The following is a 17,876-nucleotide window of genomic DNA, read 5'->3' as shown; positions in this document are numbered from 1 at the left end:
GCAGCGCTAGGAAGCGCCCCCGGCCCGTACGAGGCCCGTCTCGTACGCGAGGACGACGACCTGCACCCGGTCCCGCAGGCCCAGCTTGGTCAGGATGCGGCCGACATGGGTCTTCACGGTGGCCTCCGAGAGCACCAGCCGGGCCGCGATCTCGCCGTTCGACAGGCCCTGTGCGACGAGCACCATCACCTCGCGCTCACGGCTCGTGAGGCGCTCCAGCTCCTGGTGCTGCGGCTGCCCGCCCGCGTTCGGCAGCATCGGCGCGAAACGGTCGAGCAGGCGCCGCGTGGTGGACGGCGCGACCACCGCGTCACCGCTGTGCACGGAGCGGATAGCGGCGAGCAGCTCCCCCGGGGGCACGTCCTTGAGCATGAACCCGGAGGCGCCCGCCTTCAGCCCCGAGAAGGCGTACTCGTCGAGGTCGAAGGTGGTCAGGATCAGCACCTTCGGCGGGTTCGCGTCCTGGCAGACGCGCCGGGTCGTCTCGACGCCGTCCAGTTTCGGCATGCGTACGTCCATCAGCACGACGTCGACCTTGGTCGAGCGCAACACCTCAAGGGCCTCGACGCCGTCACCCGCCTCCGCGACGACCTCCATGTCCGGCTGCGCGGCGAGCACCATCCGGAATCCGGTGCGGAGCAGCACTTGGTCGTCGACGAGCATCACGCGGATCGACATCTTGGAGTCCCTTCGGGGGTCAATGCGGGGTACAGCACCGGTGACAGGTGTCATCGCCGGACGTGCGCGAGATCAGTGTGCTGGTTTGAGGGGCAGCAGCGCGCTGATCCGGAAGCCTCCGCCAGGACGCGGCCCCGCGTCCAGCGTGCCGCCGACCATGCCGACGCGCTCACGCATGCCGATCAGACCGTGTCCCCTGCCGTCGGCGCCGCCGTCCTCGTACAGCTCGTGCGGGGCGCCCTTGCCGTCGTCCTCGACGAGCAGCCCCAGGCCGTCGTCGAAGTAGACCAGGCGCACGCTCGCGCCCGCGTTCTCGCCGCCGTGCTTGCGCGTGTTCGTCAGCGCCTCCTGCACGATGCGGTACGCGGTGAGCTCCACGCCGCTGGGCAGCGGGCGCGGGGTGCCCTCCACCTTGTAGTCGACGGGCAGACCGGCCGTGCGCACCTGTTCGATGAGCTCGTCGAGCTGCTCGACGTCGGGCTGCGGAACGTACTCGGAACCCTCCTCGGGCTCCCCGGTGCGCAGCACACCGAGCAGGCGGCGCATCTCGGCGAGCGCCTGGCGGCCGGTCCCCGAAATGGTCTCCAGGGCCTTCTTGGCCTGGTCGGGCGCGGTGTCCAGGACGTACGCGGCGCCGTCGGCCTGGACGACCATCACCGAGACGTTGTGCGCGACGACGTCGTGCAGTTCGCGCGCGATGCGGGCCCGCTCCGCCGCCACCGCGACCTTCGACTGCGCCTCGCGCTCCTTCTCCAGCCGGTCGGCGCGCTCCTCCAGCTGCGCCAGGTAGGCGCGGCGGGTGCGGATGGAGTCGCCGAGGACCCAGGCGAGCGCGAAGGGAACGATCTGGAAGATCGTGAAGAGGACGCTGCCGAATACGGAGTCGTTCCCCGCGGACCAGCGCATCATCGACAGCGGCGCCGCGCACAGGCCGCCCACCAGAGCGAACCGCGAGGCCCACTGCGCCCCGTCGGCCGCCGCGGTGTAGATGATCACGAGCATGGCGAAGTTCGCGGGCATCGTCTCCACGTCGAAGACGAGCTGGAAGACGCCGATGACCGCGACGAGGACCAGCATCGGCTCGGTCGCCCGCCGGCGCAGCGCGACCACCAGGCAGAGTCCGAGGGCGACCGGGACCGCCAGGAGGGTCGGCTCGTGTCCGTTCCCGCCGGACATCGACACCAGACCGAGCCCGGAGATCCCGAGCAGGACGAAGGCCCAGAAGCCGTCGACCCATGTCGGGTGTCTGCGGAGGAAGTCATAGAGACGCTGCACGTAACCCAGCGTAGGCAGGCCCGTGGCACCCCGGGGTCAACCGGAGGTGCGATCCGTATCGAGCGTGTGTACTCCCCAAGGTGGAGGCCCCCTTAGCCTGCGGTCTGTGACGAACGACGACCGCGCGCCGGGAACAGGCGCCCCGCGGGGCTGGCGCGAGGCCACGGAGGCCGCCCTGTACGGCCCTGACGGCTTCTATCGCGGCCCCGGGGGACCCGCAGCGCACTTCCGCACCTCCGTCCATGCCTCGCCCCTCTACGCCGCCGCCGTGGCCCGCCTCCTGTGCCGGGTGGACGAGGCGCTGGGCCACCCGGAAGAGGTCTCCTTCGTGGACATGGGCGCGGGTCGCGGCGAACTGACGACGGCCGTCCTGGCGGCGCTGCCCGCCGACGCGGCGGCACGCGTGCGTGCGTACGCGGTCGAGCGCGCGGAGCGTCCCGTGGGCCTCGACCCCCGTATCGCGTGGCTGCCCGCGCCGCCGGCCGGTGTGACGGGCCTGCTCTTCGCCAACGAGTGGCTGGACAACGTCCCCGTGGACGTCGCCGAGGTGGACGGCGACGGAACGGCGCGCCGTGTCCTCGTACGCGACGACGGCACCGAGGTGCTTGGCGGTCCCGTCGAGGGCCCGGACGCCGCGTGGCTGGCGCGCTGGTGGCCGCTGGACGGGGAGCCCGGACTGCGCGCGGAGATCGGCCGCCCCCGGGACGAGGCGTGGGCGGCGGCCGTGGCGACGCTCACGCGCGGCCTCGCGGTCGCCGTCGACTACGCCCACGACCGGGGGTCCCGCCCGCCCTTCGGGACGCTCACGGGCTTCAGGGCGGGCCGGGAGACGGCTCCCGTGCCGGACGGCGGCTGCGACATCACCGCGCACGTGGCGCTGGACGCCTGCGCGGGTGAGGGCGCCGCGCTGCTCACCCAGCGGGCGGCGCTCGGCGCGCTCGGGGTGAGCGGCGGCCGTCCCCCGCTGTTCCTGGCCTCCGAGGACCCGGCGGCGTACGTACGTGCCCTCACGCGCGCGGGAGAGGCCGCGGAACTCACCGCGCCCGGCGGGCTCGGGGACTTCCGGTGGCTGCTCCAGCCCGTCGGCGTCCCCGAAGGCACCGCACTACTTGTCGATGTCGCCGACCACGAAGAAGAGTGACCCGAGGATCGCCACCATGTCCGCGACCAGCTGTCCAGGAAGCAGCTCGGCGAGGGCCTGGATGTTGTTGTAGGAGGCCGAACGCAGCTTCAGGCGGTACGGGGTCTTCTCGCCCTTGGAGACCAGGTAGTAGCCGTTGATCCCCAGGGGGTTCTCGGTCCACGCGTACGTGTGGCCCTCGGGGGCCTTGAGGACCTTCGGCAGGCGCTGGTTGATCGGTCCCTGCGGGAGATCCGCGATCCGGTCCAGGCAGGCGTCGGCGAGGTCGAGGGCGTTGTGGGTCTGCTCCAGGAGGCACTCGAAGCGGGCCAGGCAGTCGCCCTCCTGGCGCGTGACGACCTTCAGGGTGTCCTGGAGTTCGGGGTACGCGAGGTAGGGCTCGTCGCGGCGCAGGTCGAAGTCGACGCCGGAGGCGCGGGCGATGGGACCGCTCACTCCGTAGGCGTGCGCCGCCTCGGGGGTGAGGACGCCGACGCCGCGCGTGCGCCCCCGGAAGATCTCGTTGCCGAGCACCAGGCGGTCGTACACGTCCATGCGCGAGCGCACCGACGCGACGGCCTCCCGCGCGCGGGAGGTCCATCCGGCGGGCAGGTCCTCCTTGAGGCCGCCCACGCGGTTGAACATGTAGTGCATGCGGCCGCCGGAGATCTCCTCCATCACGTTCTGGAGCTCCTCGCGCTCGCGGAACGCGTGGAACACCGGGGTGATCCCGCCCAGTTCCAGGGGGTAGGACCCGAGGAACATCAGGTGGTTGAGCACGCGGTTCAGCTCGGCGAGCAGCGTGCGCGTCCACACGGCGCGCTCGGGGACCTCCATGCCGAGCATCCGCTCGACGGCCAGCACCACGCCGAGTTCGTTCGAGAACGCGGACAGCCAGTCGTGGCGGTTGGCCAGCATCACGATCTGCCGGTAGTCCCGTGCCTCGAAGAGCTTCTCGGCGCCGCGGTGCATGTAGCCGATGACCGGCTCCGCGTGCTGGATGCGCTCGCCGTCCAGGACGAGGCGCAGGCGGAGCACACCGTGCGTGGACGGGTGCTGGGGGCCGATGTTGAGCACCATGTCGGTGCTCTCGGCCGCGCCGCCGATGCCGAGCGTGGTCTGCGTGGTGGTCTCCGTCGTGGGACTCATGGACACAGTCTCTCGCACGCTCCCCATGCGTACGCGACCGTCGGGCCTACGCGGCTGTCGGAGGGCGTACGTACGCTGGGGGCATGGAAACGGGGACGGCAGGGACCGCTGGACCGGCGGGGGCACGGGTCGAGCCGGTGTGGACGGGCCTGCCACGGGGTCTGCTGAAGATGCGGCGGCTGCTGCTGGTGGTCTGGCTGGTGCCGCTCGCGGCGGCGGCCGGCGTGCTGCTCGGCCTCTTCGCGGGTCCGGCGTGGGCGGCCTTCGCGCTGCTGCCGCTGGCCGTGGTGGCGTGGGGCTGGCCGATGCTGGGGCGCAACTGGCGCTCGTGGCGGTACGCCGAGCGCGACGACGACCTGCTCATCAGCCGGGGCGTGCTGTGGCGCGAGGAGACCGTGGTCCCCTACGGCCGGATGCAGCTCGTCGAGGTGACGTCGGGGCCCGTGGAGCGGCACTTCGGCCTGGCGAGCGTGCAGCTGCACACCGCTGCCGCCGCCACCGACGCGCGGATCCCCGGGCTGCTCCCCGAAGAGGCCGAGCGGCTGCGCGACCGCCTCACGGAGCTCGGCGAAGCCCGATCGGCGGGGCTGTGAGCGGCGAGGGGCCGGGCCCGGGCGGCGGGGCCTTGGGTGGCGTGCGGGAGGCTCCGGACGGAGCGGTGGAGACCGGGGCCGTGACCGAGCGGCGGCTGCATCCCGTGACGCCGCTGCGCCGCGCCTGGGCGCCCTTCGCGATCCTGGTGGGCTGGGCCGTCCACGACCCGAACGGCACGCAGCAGCGCCTGTCCGCGCTGACGACCACCACCCTGCTCCTGGGCTGCGCGGCCGTGGTCCTCGGAGGCGCCGCGTACGGCTTTCTGAGCTGGTGGTTCACCCACTTCGCGGTCACCGACACCGAACTGCGCATCCGTACCGGCCTGTTCTTCCGGCGCACCGCCCACATCCGGCTCGACCGGCTCCAGGCCGTCGACGTGACGCGTCCGCTGCTCGCCCGCATCGCGGGGGTGGCCAAGCTGAAGCTGGACGTCGTCGGCGCGGACAAGAAGGACGAACTGGCCTACCTCGGTGAGCGCGACGCCGCCGCGCTGCGTGCCGAACTCCTCGCGCGGGCGGCCGGTTTCGCCCCCGAGGAGGCGCGTGAGGTCGGTGAGGCGCCGGTGCGCGGCCTCCTTCACGTACAGCCGCGCATGCTCGCCCTCTCCCTGTTGCTGACCGGCGCGCCCTGGGCGATGCTCGTCGCCGCGGTCGTCGTGCCCGCCTTCCTGTGGTTCGCCACGCACAACCTGTGGACGGTCCTCGCCACCGGACTGCCCATGCTGGGCGGCGCGTTCGCGAGCAGCGGCGGCCGGTTCATCAAGGAGTACGACTGGACGGTGGGCGAGTCCCCGGACGGCCTGCGCATCGACCACGGCCTGCTCGACAAGGCGCACGAGACGGTGCCGCCGGGGCGGGTGCAGACCGTGCACGTCGTACAGCCCCTGCTGTGGCGGCGGCGCGGCTGGGTGCGGGTCGAGCTGGACGTGGCGGGCTCGGCCAACAGCGTGCTGGTGCCGGTCGCGCCGCGGGAGCTGGCCGAGGCGGTGATAGCCCGGGTGCTGCCGGGCGCGCGCGTGCCGGGCGCCGCCGAGCTTTCGCGCCGCCCGCGCGCGCGGCGTGGTGCGTACCGCTCTGGTGGAAGGGTTACGGCCTCGCGGTCACGGACGCGGTCTTCGCGGCGCGGCACGGCCTGCTCAAGCGCCGCCTGTCGCTGGTGCCGCACGCCAAGGTGCAGAGCGTGCGGCTCTCACAGGGGCCGTGGGAGCGGTACAGGGGCGTGGCCGACGTACGGGTGGACACGGGCGCCAACAAGACGGTGACGGCACGGCTGCGGCCGGCCGCGGAGGCGGCGGCCCTCCTCCAGTCCCAGGCGTCCCGCTCCCGCACAAGCCGCAAAGAGGCCCGCCCGGACCGCTGGATGACCAGGTAACCCGGCCCGCCGAAGCAGCGCCCCGTCAGGGGCGCGGGGAACTGCGCGACCAGCCACGACCGACCCGCAGCCGACAACCCGACCCGCCCACCCCCGGCCAAGGCCACTGCCCCGCAGAACCCTCGGAGCGCTACGCCCGGAGGGCCGTCCGCAGCACCCCCACGTCGATCTGCTCCGTCTCGTCATGCGCCGTCAGATCGATGACCTGCCCCACGCCCCGCTCCGCGTCCCCCGCGGGCGCGTCCTTGAACTCCGCCTCGGCCTCCGCCTTGTGGACCGCGAGGGCTTCCTCACCCACCACATCGGCGAGGTCCGCGTTCTGCACGGACTCCAGCGCGGCCGGAGCCGCGCCCTTCGTGCCGAAGAAGTCGAATCCGCCCTGCGGCGCCTGGCGCCGGGCCTGAACGGGCGGCGCGACGGCGACCGCGCGCTCGTGCCCGCCGATTCCGTCGGCCGCCCCGGGCTTCCCCCGCGACTCGTCCTCCGCGTTCGGCGCGGCCTCCGGCTCCGGCCTCGCCTGCGACCGCGCCTTGGGCGCCGTCCGGGAAGCCATGCGGTCGAGCGCCGCGTTGGCCAGTACGAAGAGCGACGGTGTCGGGACCCCGTCCGGCCGCACGGAAGGCTCGGCGGCCTCCTCCGGGGACGGCGCAGCGGCGCGCTCCGCAGCCACCGCCGAACCCGGAGCCCGCACCGGCGCCCCCGCCCGCACAGCAGGCACCAGATCCGCGGCGCCACTACCGCCACCGGCAGCGGCACCGGAACCGGCACCCGACTCCGCGCCGGACGCCGGCAGCGCCGGTGCCGTGGACGACGCCTCTATGGCAAGCAGCCGCTGCCCCTCAAGGGCGCTGGCCCGCTCCGTCTCGGCGGTCGCGTACCGCCGCAGGAGCGCGGCGTGTTCGTTGCGCAGCGCGGCCAGCTCGGCCCGCTTGGCGCGCAGCTTCGTCTCCAGCTTGCCCCGCAGCTCGCGGGAGTCCTCGAGGTCCGACTCGGCCTCGGCTATCCGTTCCTCGTAACGCCACTCGTCGCTCGCCCGCGCGCGCGTGAGCTCGGCGACGCGCTTGCCCGCCGCCTGGTCCCAGCGGCGCATGACGACCGAACCGACGACGGCAGCGGCGGCCGCGGCCGCGACGAGCCCGCGGAGCACGACCGGTTCCGCGAACATCCAGGCGCCGCCGGCGCAGAGAACGGAAACACCGGCGACCGCCGAAGGGGGAAGCAGCCTGTGCAGGGGTGGGGAATGGCGGTGACGTCCACGTGGCATGGCCAGAAACTTACCGCGCGTAGACGAAGTCTGGTGCCTCGCCCGCCAAAAAGCAGGTGCCACATCGGTAACTCGCCACAACTCCCCATCCTTCCTCCGCTTTGCCCGGGCGGCCGACTTCCGCTTCACCATGGGAGCCACCCGGACGATTCCTTGATCAACTTCCGATCAGGCCCTTCGACTCCAGATACTCCCGCGCGACATCCGCTTCCTTCTGGCGCTCCTCGTCGACCTTCCGGTTGAGTTCGATGAGGTCTTCCGTCGTGAGCGTCTTGGTCAGCTTCGCGAGCGCGTCGGCTATCTCCTTGCCGCCCGCTTCCTCGGCGTTGACGACGGGAAGGATGTTGTCCGCGTTCTGGAGCTTCTTGTCGTCCTCAAGAATCACGAGGTCGTAGTTCTTCAGCGTCGCGTCGGTCGTCGTGGTCAGCACCAGCTGGTCCGTGCCGTTCTTCACGGCCTGCTTGGACTGCGTGGTCCCGACGCCCTTGGGGTCGATTCCGGCGACATCGATCCCGTACTTCTTCTTCAGGCCGGGCGCGCAGAACGGCCGCGACTCGCATTCGTCGCCCGCCGCGATCGTGACCTTCTCGCCCGACCTGCCGAGATCCGAGAGCGTCTTGAGCTTGTGCTTCTCGGCGTATTCCTTCGAGACCGCGAACGCGTTCTGGTCGACCGCCTCGCCCGCCGGGAGCACCTTCAAGCCCTGCGGCTTCGCGAGCTTCTCCAAGGCGCGCACCGTGGCGTCGAGATCACTGGAGGCGACGGCCTCGGCCTTCGGGCCGTTCTTCTCCAGGTTGAGGAATTCCGCGAGCGTCGCCGCGTATTCGGGCGTGACGTCGATGGAGCCCTTCTTCAGTTCGGGCTTGTAGATCTCGCGGTTCTGCACGGTCTTGACCTGCGTGTCATATCCGGCTTCCGCGAGAACGCCCGCGTACAGCTCGGCGAGGACCTTCTGCTCGGTGAAGCGCGCCGAACCCACCACGAGTGAGCCCTTCTTGCCGTCACCCGCCTTGTCCGAGCCCTTGCCCTCGCTCTCCAGGCTGTCCCCGCCGCACGCGGCGAGCCCCGCGGTCAGCGCCACGACGGCCGCGGCCGCCCCTGCCATCCGTCGCGCGCGACGCGTTGTGCTGTTCATCGGTGAACCACCATTTCGAAAGAGAATGACGACAGAACTCACGGGGCCTGACGCGCACCTGGCAGACGACCAGGACTCACCGCACCGCACCGCCCGACCGCCGCATCGGGTCGAAGACGCGCCCCGCCACCACCAGGACCCCCTCCACCAGCAGGGCCAGCAGCGCCACCAGGAAGGCGCCCGCGACCACTTGAGGGGTGTTCTGGAGGTTGAACCCGGCGGTGATGATCCGGCCGAGACCGCCCTCGCCCGCCATCGCGGCGAGCGTGGCCGTCGCGACGACCTGCACCCCGGCGGACCGGACGCCGGTCATGATCAGCGGATACGCGAGTGGCAGCTCGACCCGCGCGAAGAGCTGTCCGCCGCTCATGCCCATCCCGCGCGCGGCCTCCACCACCGCCCGGTCCACCTCGCGCATCCCGAGGTAGGCGTTGGTCAGCAGCGGCGGCACGGCGAAGAGGACCAGCGCGATCAGCGTCGGCGCGTCGCCGTGCTCACCGAGCGGGGTGAGCGTGAGCAGGACCAGCAGGGCCAGCGTGGGCACCGCCCGGCCGACGTTGGAGATGTTGACCGCGAGCGCCCCGCCCTTGCCGATGTGGCCGAGCCAGAGCGCGAGCGGCAGCGCGATCAGGCAGGCGACGGCGAGGCAGACCCCGCTGAAGTACAGGTGTTCGGCCAGGCGGTGCCACACCCCCTTCTCGCCCTGCCAGTTGGCGCCCGTGGTCAGCCAGTCGTACGCACCCGTGATCGCGTTCATACCGGCTCAGCCACCTTGGCCACGGCCGCCGCACGCCCGGCGCGGTTCGTGCGTATGCGAGGGGCCCTCGTCCAGGGCGTCAGCCACCGCTGGAGGGCGAGCAGCAGCAGGTCGGCGACGACGGCCAGCAGGACGCACAGCACGGACGCCGTGAGCACCTGGGCCTTGAAGGTCGTGTCGAGACCGTCGAGGATCAGGGTGCCGAGGCCGCCGTAGTCCACGATGGCGCCGACCGTCGTCAGGGCGACCGTGGAGACCGTGGTGATGCGGACGCCGGCCAGCAAGGCCGGGAGCGCGAGCGGCAGTTCCACCTCCCACAGGAGCCTGAGCGGGCCGTACCCCATCCCCTTGGCGGCGTCCCTGGCTTCGTCGGGGACGGCCTGGAGCCCGGCCAGGATGTTCCGCACGAGGACCGTCAGGGAGTACAGCACCAAGCCTGTGACGACCAGCGAGGCGGAGAGCCCGAAGAACGGCAGGAGCAGCGAGAACATCGCGAGCGAGGGCACCGAGTACAGCACGGTCGTCACGCCGAGGATCGGTCCCGACAGGAAGCGCCACCGCCGCGCGAGAAGCGCGAGCGGCAGGGAGACGGCGAGGCCGATCGCCACCGAGGCGAGCGTGATCCCGGTGTGCTGAAGGGTCGCGTCGGTCAACTCCTGGCTGCGCGTGCGGAGGTACTCCCCGCAGATCCAGTCGTTCGTCACCAGACAGTTCTGCTCGGCCACGCGGCCACACCTCCCCCGAATCCCCGGACGTATGCCGCACACACGTCCCCCCGTGTCTGGCGACCCTAACGCGCGGCACTGACAATCGCCGAGAGTCGTTGTACGGCCGCAACACGGCCGTGTACGGCCGCAACAGGGCCGTCGCACGCGGCCCGCCACCGCCCACCGCCGTCCGTCACAATGGGGAAGCATGATCCGGTTCGAGCACGTGACCAAGCGCTACGCGGACGGCACCACGGCCGTCGACGACCTGTCCTTCGAGGTCGCCGAGGGTGAACTGGTCACCCTCGTCGGCCCGTCGGGATGCGGCAAGACGACCACGATGAAGATGGTGAACCGGCTCATCGAGCCGAGCGAGGGCCGGATATTCGTGGACGGCGACGACATAGCGGCGACCGACCCGGTCCAGCTGCGGCGCCGCATCGGCTACGTCATCCAGCAGGTCGGCCTCTTCCCGCACAAGACCGTCCTGGAGAACACGGCGACCGTCCCGCACCTCCTCGGCGTCAAGCGCGGCAAGGCCCGCGAGCGCGCCGCCGAACTCCTGGACCTGGTCGGCCTCGACCCGTCCGTCTTCGGCGACCGCTACCCCGAGCAGCTCTCGGGCGGCCAGCGCCAGCGCGTCGGCGTGGCCCGCGCCCTGGCGGCCGATCCGCCGGTGCTCCTCATGGACGAGCCGTTCGGCGCGGTCGACCCCGTGGTGCGCGAGCACCTCCAGAACGAGTTCCTGCGCCTCCAGCAGGCCGTGCGCAAGACCGTGTTGTTCGTCACGCACGACATCGAGGAGGCGGTCCGCCTCGGCGACCGCATCGCGGTCTACGGCCAGGGCCGCATCGAGCAGTTCGACACCCCCTCGACGGTCCTCGGCGCCCCCGCGAACGGGTACGTGGCCGACTTCGTCGGCGCGGACCGCGGCCTGAAGCGGCTCTCGGTGACCCCGATCGAGGAGGGCGACCTCGAACAGCCGCCGGTGGTGCACCTCGACGACACGCTGCCCAAGAAGCTCGACGCCCCCTGGGCCGTCGTCCTGGACGGCGAGAACAACCTGCACGGCTGGATCTCCGCCGAGCACGCGCGCGTGGGCGGCGGCACGGTCCGCGCGCACGCCCGCCGCATGGAGGCCTGGCTCCCGGTCGGGGCGAGCCTGAAGCAGGCGTTCGCGACGATGCTCCAGCACGACGCGGGCTGGATCGCGGTCATCGACAAGGACAGCGAGGGCCGCTTCCTGGGAGTGCTGACACCGGCCCGGCTGCACGAGGCGCTGCGCCGGTCGACGGCGGCGGACGCGCGGGACATCGCGCGGGCGGAAGTCGAACTGGAGACGGTCGCGGCCATCGGCTCGGACTGACAACCGGGCGGCCATCGGCTCGGACTGACAACCGGGCGGCCATCGGCTCGGACTGCGCCCGGCCGCATCCGCCGAAAAGAGCGGCTCAAGAGAAGCGGCTCAGTTGTCGTCGAGCCGCCCGCTCATCCACTGGAGGGTGGCGGGGATCTCCCTGCGCCAGGTGTTGAAGTTGTGGCCGCCGCTTTCCAGTGTGATCGACGACACGCGCGTGGGCTTCTTCACCTTGTCGATGAACTTCAGGGTGTCCTGGTAGTTGTCCTCACCCTTCTTGCTGCTCGTGACCAGGAGGGAGGTCCTGGGCGCCGGCTTGTGGTCGAGGTACCACATCAGATCGGCCTCCCGCTGCAGCTGCTCGTCACCGTGGAAGAGGTCGCCGGTGGTGACGTCGATGGGCGCCTTGTAGTACGCCGACAGGCCCGCCGCGGCGCCGTACTGACCGGGGTGGTGCAGGGCGAACTTCAGGGCGCAGTAGCCGCCCGTGGAGTCGCCGATGACGCCCCAGTTCCGTGCCTTGGTGCCCACCCTGTAGTGCTGCGAGACGGCGCCGGGCAGGTCCTTGGCGAAGAACGTCTCCGCCTGCGGGCCGTCGGGGACGTCCACGCACTCCGTGTCGCGCGGCGGCGCCACGGTCGGCCGCAGCATGATCAGGATCATCGGCTGCATCTTGCCCTCGGCGGACAGCCTGTGGGCGGTCTGCGGGTAGTGCAGCCCTTTGATGAGCGCCTCGGCGGTGCCCGGGTAGCCGGTGAGGACCACGGCCGCGGGGAAGGTGCGGTTGCGGTAGAACGACTGGAAGTACTCGGGCGGCAGGTAGACGTAGGCAGGAGAGCCTATGCGCGACTCCTTCCCGCCGATCTCGACCTTCTGGATCTGGCCGCCGGTGGCGGGGCGGCCGCCACCGGGCACGTTCACGGTCTTGGTGTCGACGACCTTGACGGGCCCTGCTCCTTTGGCCGGATCGTGGTCCACCACGATGCCGGGGGTCGTCTCCTGGCCGAAGAGGTCGGCCCAGGTGGCGTAGAAGCCGAAGGCCTGGTTGGCCGCGAGGCCCACCGATGCGAAGATCGTCACCTGAGTGGCGAGGAGCAGGCCGACACGGCCCGTGATCGCCTTCCAGGTGCGGCGGGCGAGCCGCGGCCAGAGCCAGATGGTGCCGAAGAAGAGCAGTACGGCCAGCAAGACCGCAAGGGCGAGGACCTTGTTGCTCGTGAGACCCATGGGGTTTTCCTGCCTGCGCTTTCTACTACCGTTGCCTCGGGCTTACCGCGGCGGGACCGGAACAGGGCTGTGACCTTGCCGGCACGTGCCGAAAGCCTTGCCTGCGCTTTTCCAGCGGTTTCCGGTCGGGAATGAACCCGTTTCCCCGAAGGACCGTCCTAGAGGACGCAATGGTGCCGGATGCCGTTTTGGCACCGGATTCAAGCTCTCTCGCAGAACTACGGGATGCGATGTCTGTCAGGATAGATGGCGAAATGTCGGGTGGGGTTCCGGGGAGTGAGGACCGCCACCGCGACGGCCGCCTCCACCGGATACTGCGCGGTCCGCGACCCGAGGCCGTGCCGACCCTCGTCGCCAGAGCCTGCACGCTCGTAGGTCTGCTGAACGTCGCGGCGGGTGTCTTCCCCCGCTTCCGCTACAGCCGCATGCACGCCGTCGCCGAGGTGCTGCCCGGTGCGCTCGGCCCGTTCGCGGCCGCACTCGCGCTCAGCTCCGGCATCCTCCTGCTCCTGCTCGCGCACGGTCTGCGGCGCCACAAGCGGCGGGCCTGGCGGGCCGCCGTGGTGCTGCTGCCCGCGGGCGCCGTGGCGCAGTTCGCGTACCGTCACTCGGTGATCGGTGTCCTGATCTCGCTCGCGCTCCTCGCGCTGCTGCTGCGTCATCGTAGTGAGTTCACGGCCCTGCCCGATCCGCGCAGCCGCTGGCGGGCACTGGCCAACTTCGTCCTCCTCGGCGCCGGATCGATCCTGCTGGGCCTCGTGATCGTCAGCGTCCACCCAGGCAAGGTCATCGGGGACCCCAGCATCACGGAGCGCCTGGAGCACGTCCTCTACGGCCTCTTCGGCTTCGAGGGCCCCGTCGCGTACTACGGGAACACGTCCTGGACCGTCGGCTTCTCCCTCGGCGCCCTCGGCATGCTCACCGCCCTCACCACCATCTACCTGGCCTTCCGCCCGGAGCACCCGGCCGCGCGCCTCACCGAGGACGACGAGACCAAGCTGCGCGCCCTGCTCGACAAGCACGGCGCCCGCGACTCGCTCGGCCACTTCGCGCTCCGCCGCGACAAGGGCGTCGTCTTCTCCCCCAGCGGCAAGGCCGCCGTCACCTACCGCGTCGTCTCCGGAGTGATGCTCGCCAGCGGCGACCCGATCGGCGACGTCGAGGCCTGGCCCGGCGCCATCGAGCGCTTCATGGACGAGGCGAAGGCCCACTCCTGGACGCCCGCCGTCATGGGCTGCTCCGAGACGGGCGGCGAGGTCTGGACCCGCGAGACCGGCCTGGACGCCCTCGAACTGGGCGACGAGGCGGTGGTGGACGTCGCGGATTTCTCCCTGTCCGGGCGTGCGATGCGCAACGTACGCCAGATGGTCAAGCGGATCGAGCGCAATGGCTACGAGACGCGCGTACGGCGCATCCGTGACCTCGGTGAGCAGGAGCTGACCAGGATCCAGCGCGCCGCCGACGACTGGCGCGGCACCGACACCGAGCGCGGCTTCTCCATGGCGCTCGGCCGCATCGGCGACCCGAACGACGGCGACTGTCTGATCGCCACCGCCCACAAGGCCGACGAGGACCCGGGCCCCTACGGCGACCTGAAGGCGGTCCTCCACTTCGTCCCGTGGGGCAAGGACGGCGTCTCCCTGGACCTCATGCGCCGCGACCGCTCCGCCGATCCCGGCATGAACGAACTGCTCATCGTGGCCGCCCTCCAGGCCGCCCCGAAGCTCGGCATCGCGCGCGTGTCCCTCAACTTCGCGATGTTCCGCGCGGCCCTCGCCCGCGGCGAGAAGATCGGCGCGGGCCCGGTGCTGCGCGCCTGGCGGGGCCTGCTCGTCTTCCTCTCCCGCTGGTTCCAGATCGAGTCCCTGTACAAGTTCAACGCGAAGTTCCGCCCCCGGTGGGAACCCCGCTTCGTCGTCTACCGCTCCAGCAAGGACCTGCCCCGCATCGGCTTCGCCGCCATGCAAGCCGAGGGCTTCGTGACCCTCGCGCTGCCCCGCTTCCTGCGCAAGGGCACCCCGCAGCGCCGTCCCTGCCCGCACCGGACCACGGAACGCGAGATGCAGGCGGCGTAACCCGGCGCCGTCCGGGCCTACGCTGGAGGCATGAGTACGTTGAGCGGGCGGGGATCGGTCCAGGGGCTGCCGGAGTGGGACCGCTGCGCGGTCATGGGCGTCGTGAACGTCACGCCCGACTCCTTCTCCGACGGCGGCCGCTGGTTCGACACCACGGCCGCCGTGAAGCACGGCCTCGACCTGGTCGCCCAGGGCGCCGACCTGGTGGACGTCGGCGGCGAGTCGACCCGCCCAGGCGCCACCCGGGTGGACGAGGACGAGGAACTCAAGCGCGTCGTCCCCGTGGTGCGGGGCCTGGCCGCCGAGGGCGTCACCGTCTCCGTGGACACCATGCGCGCCACTGTCGCCGAGCAGGCGCTCGCCGCGGGCGCCGTCCTCGTCAACGACGTCAGCGGCGGCCTCGCCGACCCCCGCATGGTCCCCGCGGTCGCCGCCGCCGGCGCCCCCTTCGTCGTCATGCACTGGCGGGGCTTCCTCACCGACATCCACGCCAAGCCCGTGTACGAGGACGTGGTCTGCGAAGTCGTCGGCGAGCTCCACGCGCGCGTGGCGGCCGCCATCGAGGGCGGCATCGCCCCCGAGCGCGTCATCGTCGACCCGGGCCTCGGCTTCTCCAAGGAGGCCGAGCACGACCTGGCGCTCCTGGCCCGCCTGGACCGGCTGCGCGAACTGGGCCACGCCGTGCTGGTCGCCGCCTCCCGCAAGCGGTTCCTCGGCCGGGTCCTCGCGGGCCCCGAGGGCGCCCTGCCGCTTACCCGCGAGCGCGACGCCGCCACCGCCGCGGTCTCGGCGATCGCCGCCCACCAGGGCGCCTGGGCGGTCCGTGTGCACGAGGTGCGGGCGACGGCCGACGCCGTGCGCGTCGCCCAGGCCGTGACGGACGCCGCGGGCGGCCACCGGTGACCGGGGCACGCACCGACGTCGAGCAGGTGGAACTCGCCAACACGGCCTTCTACGAAGCACTGGAGCGCGGTGACTTCGACGAGGTCTCCGACCTGTGGCTGGACTCCGAGGCCGACAAGGTCACGGACGAGGTCACCGGCGATGACGACGACCGCACGGACGAGAGCGTGGACGGGACCGCCGACGGAGACGCGATCTCCTGCGTCCACCCCGGCTGGCCGGTCCTCACCGGCCGCGGCGAGGTCCTCAGGTCGTACGCGCTGATCATGGCGAACACCGAGTACATCCAGTTCTTCCTGACCGACCTGAAGGTCGGCGTGGCCGGTGACACGGCCGTGGTGACGTGCACCGAGAACATCCTCAGCGGGGGTCCGCCCCCGGAGGGCGGCGGGGAGCTCGGCCCGCTCGTGGGCCAGCTCGTGGTCGCCACGAATGTGTTCCGCCGCACACCCGACGGCTGGAAACTGTGGTCCCACCACGCCTCGCCCGTCCTGGCCGAAACCGACGACGACGAGGGTGACGAGACCCCCTCCTGAGTGGGTAGGGGGCGGAAGAAAAGCCGGATCGAGCGGGATCGCGGGGCCGCCGGGCCCTCTCGGAAGGCCCCGCGGGCGAGCACTGTCGGTGCTCGCAGGTAGATTCGATCGAGGCTGGTGTGCCGACCGCACTCGGTACAGGCCTGCCGATACCGACGATTGCAGGAGTGATTCGCGTGGATCGTGTCGCGCTGCGCGGCCTCAAGGCCCGCGGGCACCACGGTGTCTATCCGCGGGAGCGCGAAGAGGGCCAGACCTTCATCGTGGACCTGGTTCTCGGCCTGGACACGCGAGCGGCCGCGGCCGACGACGACCTGGCGAAGACCGTGCACTACGGCGTCGTGGCCGAAGAGGTCGTGGCCGTCGTCGAGGGCGAACCGGTCGATCTGATCGAGACCCTCGCCGAGCGCATCGCCCAGACGTGTCTGAAGCACGAGGGGGTCCTGGAGGTCGAGGTGTGCGTGCACAAGCCGGACGCCCCGATCACCGTGCCCTTCGACGACGTGACCGTCACCATCACCCGGAGCCGAGTATGACTGCGCCTTTCAAAGCGGGTCAGAGCGACCCCACCGTCCAGCCGGTGCCCACCTCCGTGGTCGAGCAGGTGGACGCCGCGGATACCACCCTGTCCAACCCCAAGCGGGCCGTGATCTCCCTCGGCAGCAACCTCGGCAACCGTCTGGAGACCCTCCAGGGCGCCATCGACGCCCTGGAGGACACGCCGGGCCTGCGGGTCAAGGCGGTCTCTCCGGTGTACGAGACCGAGCCGTGGGGCGTCGACCCCGGCACCCAGCCCTCGTACTTCAACGCCGTCGTGGTGGTGAAGACGACCCTGCCGCCCTCCTCCCTCCTGGAGCGCGCGCAGGCCGTCGAGGAGGCCTTCCACCGCGTCCGTGACGAGCGCTGGGGCCCGCGCACGATCGACGTGGACATCGTGGCGTACGCCGACGTGGTCTCCGACGACCCGGCGCTCACCCTGCCCCACCCGCGCGCGCACGAACGTGCCTTCGTCCTCGCCCCCTGGCACGACGTCGAACCCGAGGCCGAGCTGGCCGGCCGCGGCGCGGTGGCCGAGCTGCTCGCCGCCGTCACCCGCGAAGGCGTCGCGCCCCGCCCCGACCTGGAACTCCGGCTGCCCGAATAGTCGTTAGGGTCTAACGGGCCGGTACGAGGATGAAGGTGCCGCCGATCCGTACGAGGATGAAGGCAACGAAGGGTCACTCGTGAAGCAACTGCGCATCAGGACACTGGCCGGCCTCTTCGTCGTGGCCGGAGTGCTGTCCTGGTCGGGCGCCCGCCTGTGGGACTCCGTCGGCACGCTGCCCCGGGTCCCGCTGGCCGCGCCCATCGTGCTCGCGGTGATCGCCGTCGTGCTCCTGTCCACGGCTCTCTCGCTGCGCTCGCGCCTGCGGGCCCAGCGTGAGCGCCGCCCCGGTGCGAAGGGCGTCGATCCGATGATGGCCGCCCGCGCCGTCGTCTTCGGCCAGGCCAGCGCCCTGGTCGCGGCGCTCGTCGCGGGAATGTACGGCGGCGCGGGCGCCTTCCTGCTCGAATTCCTCGACATCCCCGGCCGCCGCGACCAGGCGATCTACGCCGGCCTCTCGGTCCTGATGGGCATCGCGGTGGTAGCGGCCGCCCTCTTCCTCGAACGGGTCTGCAAGCTCCCCGAGGACGACGACGAGGACGGCCAGGCGGCTCCGGCGGCCTGAGGCGGACAGGGAAACGCCG

Annotated in this window: 17 protein-coding genes and 1 pseudogene; 10 read left to right on the top strand and 8 right to left on the bottom strand. The window is 71.5% G+C overall.

Features of this window, described 5'->3' with window-relative positions; genetic code table 11:
• Window positions 1-6: 6 nt before the first annotated feature.
• Both KKZ08_RS21400 and KKZ08_RS21395 read right to left on the bottom strand, forming a co-directional pair.
• Window positions 7-678, bottom strand: a complete 672-nt coding sequence (locus tag KKZ08_RS21400; RefSeq protein WP_223775994.1) for a response regulator transcription factor — start codon at window positions 676-678, stop codon at window positions 7-9.
• 72 nt (window positions 679-750) lie between these two features.
• Entirely contained in the window at window positions 751-1,953 is a 1,203-nt protein-coding gene (locus KKZ08_RS21395; RefSeq protein ID WP_223775993.1) for a sensor histidine kinase, read from the bottom strand.
• Window positions 1,954-2,059: 106 nt separating this feature from the next.
• Here KKZ08_RS21395 and KKZ08_RS21390 point away from each other — a divergent pair, with 106 nt between their 5' ends.
• Window positions 2,060-3,094, top strand: coding sequence for an SAM-dependent methyltransferase (locus KKZ08_RS21390; protein ID WP_223775992.1), 1,035 nt, complete (start codon window positions 2,060-2,062; stop codon window positions 3,092-3,094).
• Here the strand turns inward: KKZ08_RS21390 and KKZ08_RS21385 are convergent.
• Entirely contained in the window at window positions 3,059-4,222 is a 1,164-nt protein-coding gene (locus KKZ08_RS21385; protein WP_223775991.1) for an NADH-quinone oxidoreductase subunit D, read from the bottom strand. The genes KKZ08_RS21390 and KKZ08_RS21385 overlap by 36 nt on opposite strands.
• Window positions 4,223-4,305: 83 nt before the next feature.
• Here KKZ08_RS21385 and KKZ08_RS21380 point away from each other — a divergent pair, with 83 nt between their 5' ends.
• Window positions 4,306-4,815 carry a PH domain-containing protein gene (locus KKZ08_RS21380; RefSeq protein WP_223775990.1) on the top strand — a complete coding sequence of 170 codons (510 nt, stop codon included), beginning with the start codon at window positions 4,306-4,308 and terminating at the stop codon, window positions 4,813-4,815.
• 41 nt (window positions 4,816-4,856) lie between these two features.
• A pseudogene (locus tag KKZ08_RS21375) lies at window positions 4,857-6,187 on the top strand (PH domain-containing protein).
• A gap of 130 nt (window positions 6,188-6,317) precedes the next feature.
• Here the strand turns inward: KKZ08_RS21375 and KKZ08_RS21370 are convergent.
• The 4 genes from KKZ08_RS21370 to KKZ08_RS21355 form a co-directional block, all read right to left on the bottom strand.
• Window positions 6,318-7,451 (bottom strand): hypothetical protein, encoded by a 1,134-nt coding sequence (locus KKZ08_RS21370; protein ID WP_223775989.1) that lies wholly within the window; start codon window positions 7,449-7,451, stop codon window positions 6,318-6,320.
• A gap of 157 nt (window positions 7,452-7,608) precedes the next feature.
• On the bottom strand, window positions 7,609-8,586 hold the full coding sequence (locus KKZ08_RS21365) for an ABC transporter substrate-binding protein (protein ID WP_223775988.1): 978 nt from the start codon (window positions 8,584-8,586) through the stop codon (window positions 7,609-7,611).
• A gap of 76 nt (window positions 8,587-8,662) precedes the next feature.
• The gene (locus tag KKZ08_RS21360; protein WP_223775987.1) at window positions 8,663-9,343 is read right to left on the bottom strand and encodes an ABC transporter permease; all 681 of its coding nucleotides are present in this window, start codon (window positions 9,341-9,343) and stop codon (window positions 8,663-8,665) included.
• The gene (locus KKZ08_RS21355; RefSeq protein ID WP_223775986.1) at window positions 9,340-10,068 is read right to left on the bottom strand and encodes an ABC transporter permease; all 729 of its coding nucleotides are present in this window, start codon (window positions 10,066-10,068) and stop codon (window positions 9,340-9,342) included. Before KKZ08_RS21355 ends, KKZ08_RS21360 begins: the two co-directional genes overlap by 4 nt.
• A gap of 190 nt (window positions 10,069-10,258) precedes the next feature.
• On the opposite strand from KKZ08_RS21355, the gene KKZ08_RS21350 reads away from it, so the two are divergent.
• On the top strand, window positions 10,259-11,416 hold the full coding sequence (locus tag KKZ08_RS21350; protein WP_223775985.1) for a betaine/proline/choline family ABC transporter ATP-binding protein: 1,158 nt from the start codon (window positions 10,259-10,261) through the stop codon (window positions 11,414-11,416).
• 99 nt (window positions 11,417-11,515) lie between these two features.
• Here the strand turns inward: KKZ08_RS21350 and KKZ08_RS21345 are convergent, their stop codons facing one another.
• Complete coding sequence (locus KKZ08_RS21345; RefSeq protein WP_223775984.1) at window positions 11,516-12,634, bottom strand: alpha/beta hydrolase-fold protein; 1,119 nt, start codon at window positions 12,632-12,634, stop codon at window positions 11,516-11,518.
• Between the two features lie 254 nt (window positions 12,635-12,888).
• On the opposite strand from KKZ08_RS21345, the gene KKZ08_RS21340 reads away from it, so the two are divergent.
• The 6 genes from KKZ08_RS21340 (at window position 12,889) to KKZ08_RS21315 (ending at window position 17,857) form a co-directional block, all read left to right on the top strand.
• A complete protein-coding gene (locus tag KKZ08_RS21340) occupies window positions 12,889-14,709 on the top strand; it encodes a phosphatidylglycerol lysyltransferase domain-containing protein (RefSeq protein WP_223775983.1) in 1,821 nt (606 codons plus the stop codon).
• A gap of 30 nt (window positions 14,710-14,739) precedes the next feature.
• Window positions 14,740-15,612 (top strand): dihydropteroate synthase, encoded by an 873-nt coding sequence (gene folP / locus KKZ08_RS21335; protein ID WP_223775982.1) that lies wholly within the window; start codon window positions 14,740-14,742, stop codon window positions 15,610-15,612.
• Complete coding sequence (locus tag KKZ08_RS21330) at window positions 15,609-16,148, top strand: nuclear transport factor 2 family protein (RefSeq protein WP_223775981.1); 540 nt, start codon at window positions 15,609-15,611, stop codon at window positions 16,146-16,148. The genes folP and KKZ08_RS21330 overlap by 4 nt, the downstream gene beginning before the upstream one ends.
• A 176-nt stretch (window positions 16,149-16,324) precedes the next feature.
• Window positions 16,325-16,684: a dihydroneopterin aldolase gene (gene folB, locus KKZ08_RS21325; protein WP_223775980.1), complete on the top strand. Its 360-nt coding sequence runs from the start codon at window positions 16,325-16,327 to the stop codon at window positions 16,682-16,684.
• Complete coding sequence (gene folK, locus KKZ08_RS21320; RefSeq protein ID WP_223775979.1) at window positions 16,681-17,292, top strand: 2-amino-4-hydroxy-6-hydroxymethyldihydropteridine diphosphokinase; 612 nt, start codon at window positions 16,681-16,683, stop codon at window positions 17,290-17,292. The genes folB and folK overlap by 4 nt, the downstream gene beginning before the upstream one ends.
• Window positions 17,293-17,371: 79 nt before the next feature.
• Window positions 17,372-17,857, top strand: coding sequence for a DUF3180 domain-containing protein (locus KKZ08_RS21315; protein ID WP_223775978.1), 486 nt, complete (start codon window positions 17,372-17,374; stop codon window positions 17,855-17,857).
• Window positions 17,858-17,876 lie beyond the last annotated feature (19 nt).

It is taken from the genome of Streptomyces sp. 135 (genome assembly GCF_020026305.1).
In the GTDB taxonomy this organism is placed as follows: domain Bacteria; phylum Actinomycetota; class Actinomycetes; order Streptomycetales; family Streptomycetaceae; genus Streptomyces.
The sequence above is the reverse complement of the archived record's forward strand: the minus strand, read 5'-3'. Positions and strand labels throughout refer to the sequence as shown.

Excerpts from the sequence above, each read along its gene's own strand:
- KKZ08_RS21400 (WP_223775994.1), bottom strand. The coding sequence starts at position 678 with ATGTCGATCCGCGTGATGCTCGTCGACGACCAAGTGCTGCTCCGCACC.
- KKZ08_RS21385 (WP_223775991.1), bottom strand. The coding sequence starts at position 4,222 with ATGAGTCCCACGACGGAGACCACCACGCAGACCACGCTCGGCATCGGC.
- KKZ08_RS21380 (WP_223775990.1), top strand. The coding sequence starts at position 4,306 with ATGGAAACGGGGACGGCAGGGACCGCTGGACCGGCGGGGGCACGGGTC.
- KKZ08_RS21370 (WP_223775989.1), bottom strand. The coding sequence starts at position 7,451 with ATGCCACGTGGACGTCACCGCCATTCCCCACCCCTGCACAGGCTGCTT.
- KKZ08_RS21365 (WP_223775988.1), bottom strand. The coding sequence starts at position 8,586 with ATGAACAGCACAACGCGTCGCGCGCGACGGATGGCAGGGGCGGCCGCG.
- KKZ08_RS21360 (WP_223775987.1), bottom strand. The coding sequence starts at position 9,343 with ATGAACGCGATCACGGGTGCGTACGACTGGCTGACCACGGGCGCCAAC.
- KKZ08_RS21350 (WP_223775985.1), top strand. The coding sequence starts at position 10,259 with ATGATCCGGTTCGAGCACGTGACCAAGCGCTACGCGGACGGCACCACG.
- KKZ08_RS21345 (WP_223775984.1), bottom strand. The coding sequence starts at position 12,634 with ATGGGTCTCACGAGCAACAAGGTCCTCGCCCTTGCGGTCTTGCTGGCC.
- KKZ08_RS21340 (WP_223775983.1), top strand. The coding sequence starts at position 12,889 with ATGTCGGGTGGGGTTCCGGGGAGTGAGGACCGCCACCGCGACGGCCGC.
- folP (WP_223775982.1), top strand. The coding sequence starts at position 14,740 with ATGAGTACGTTGAGCGGGCGGGGATCGGTCCAGGGGCTGCCGGAGTGG.
- folK (WP_223775979.1), top strand. The coding sequence starts at position 16,681 with ATGACTGCGCCTTTCAAAGCGGGTCAGAGCGACCCCACCGTCCAGCCG.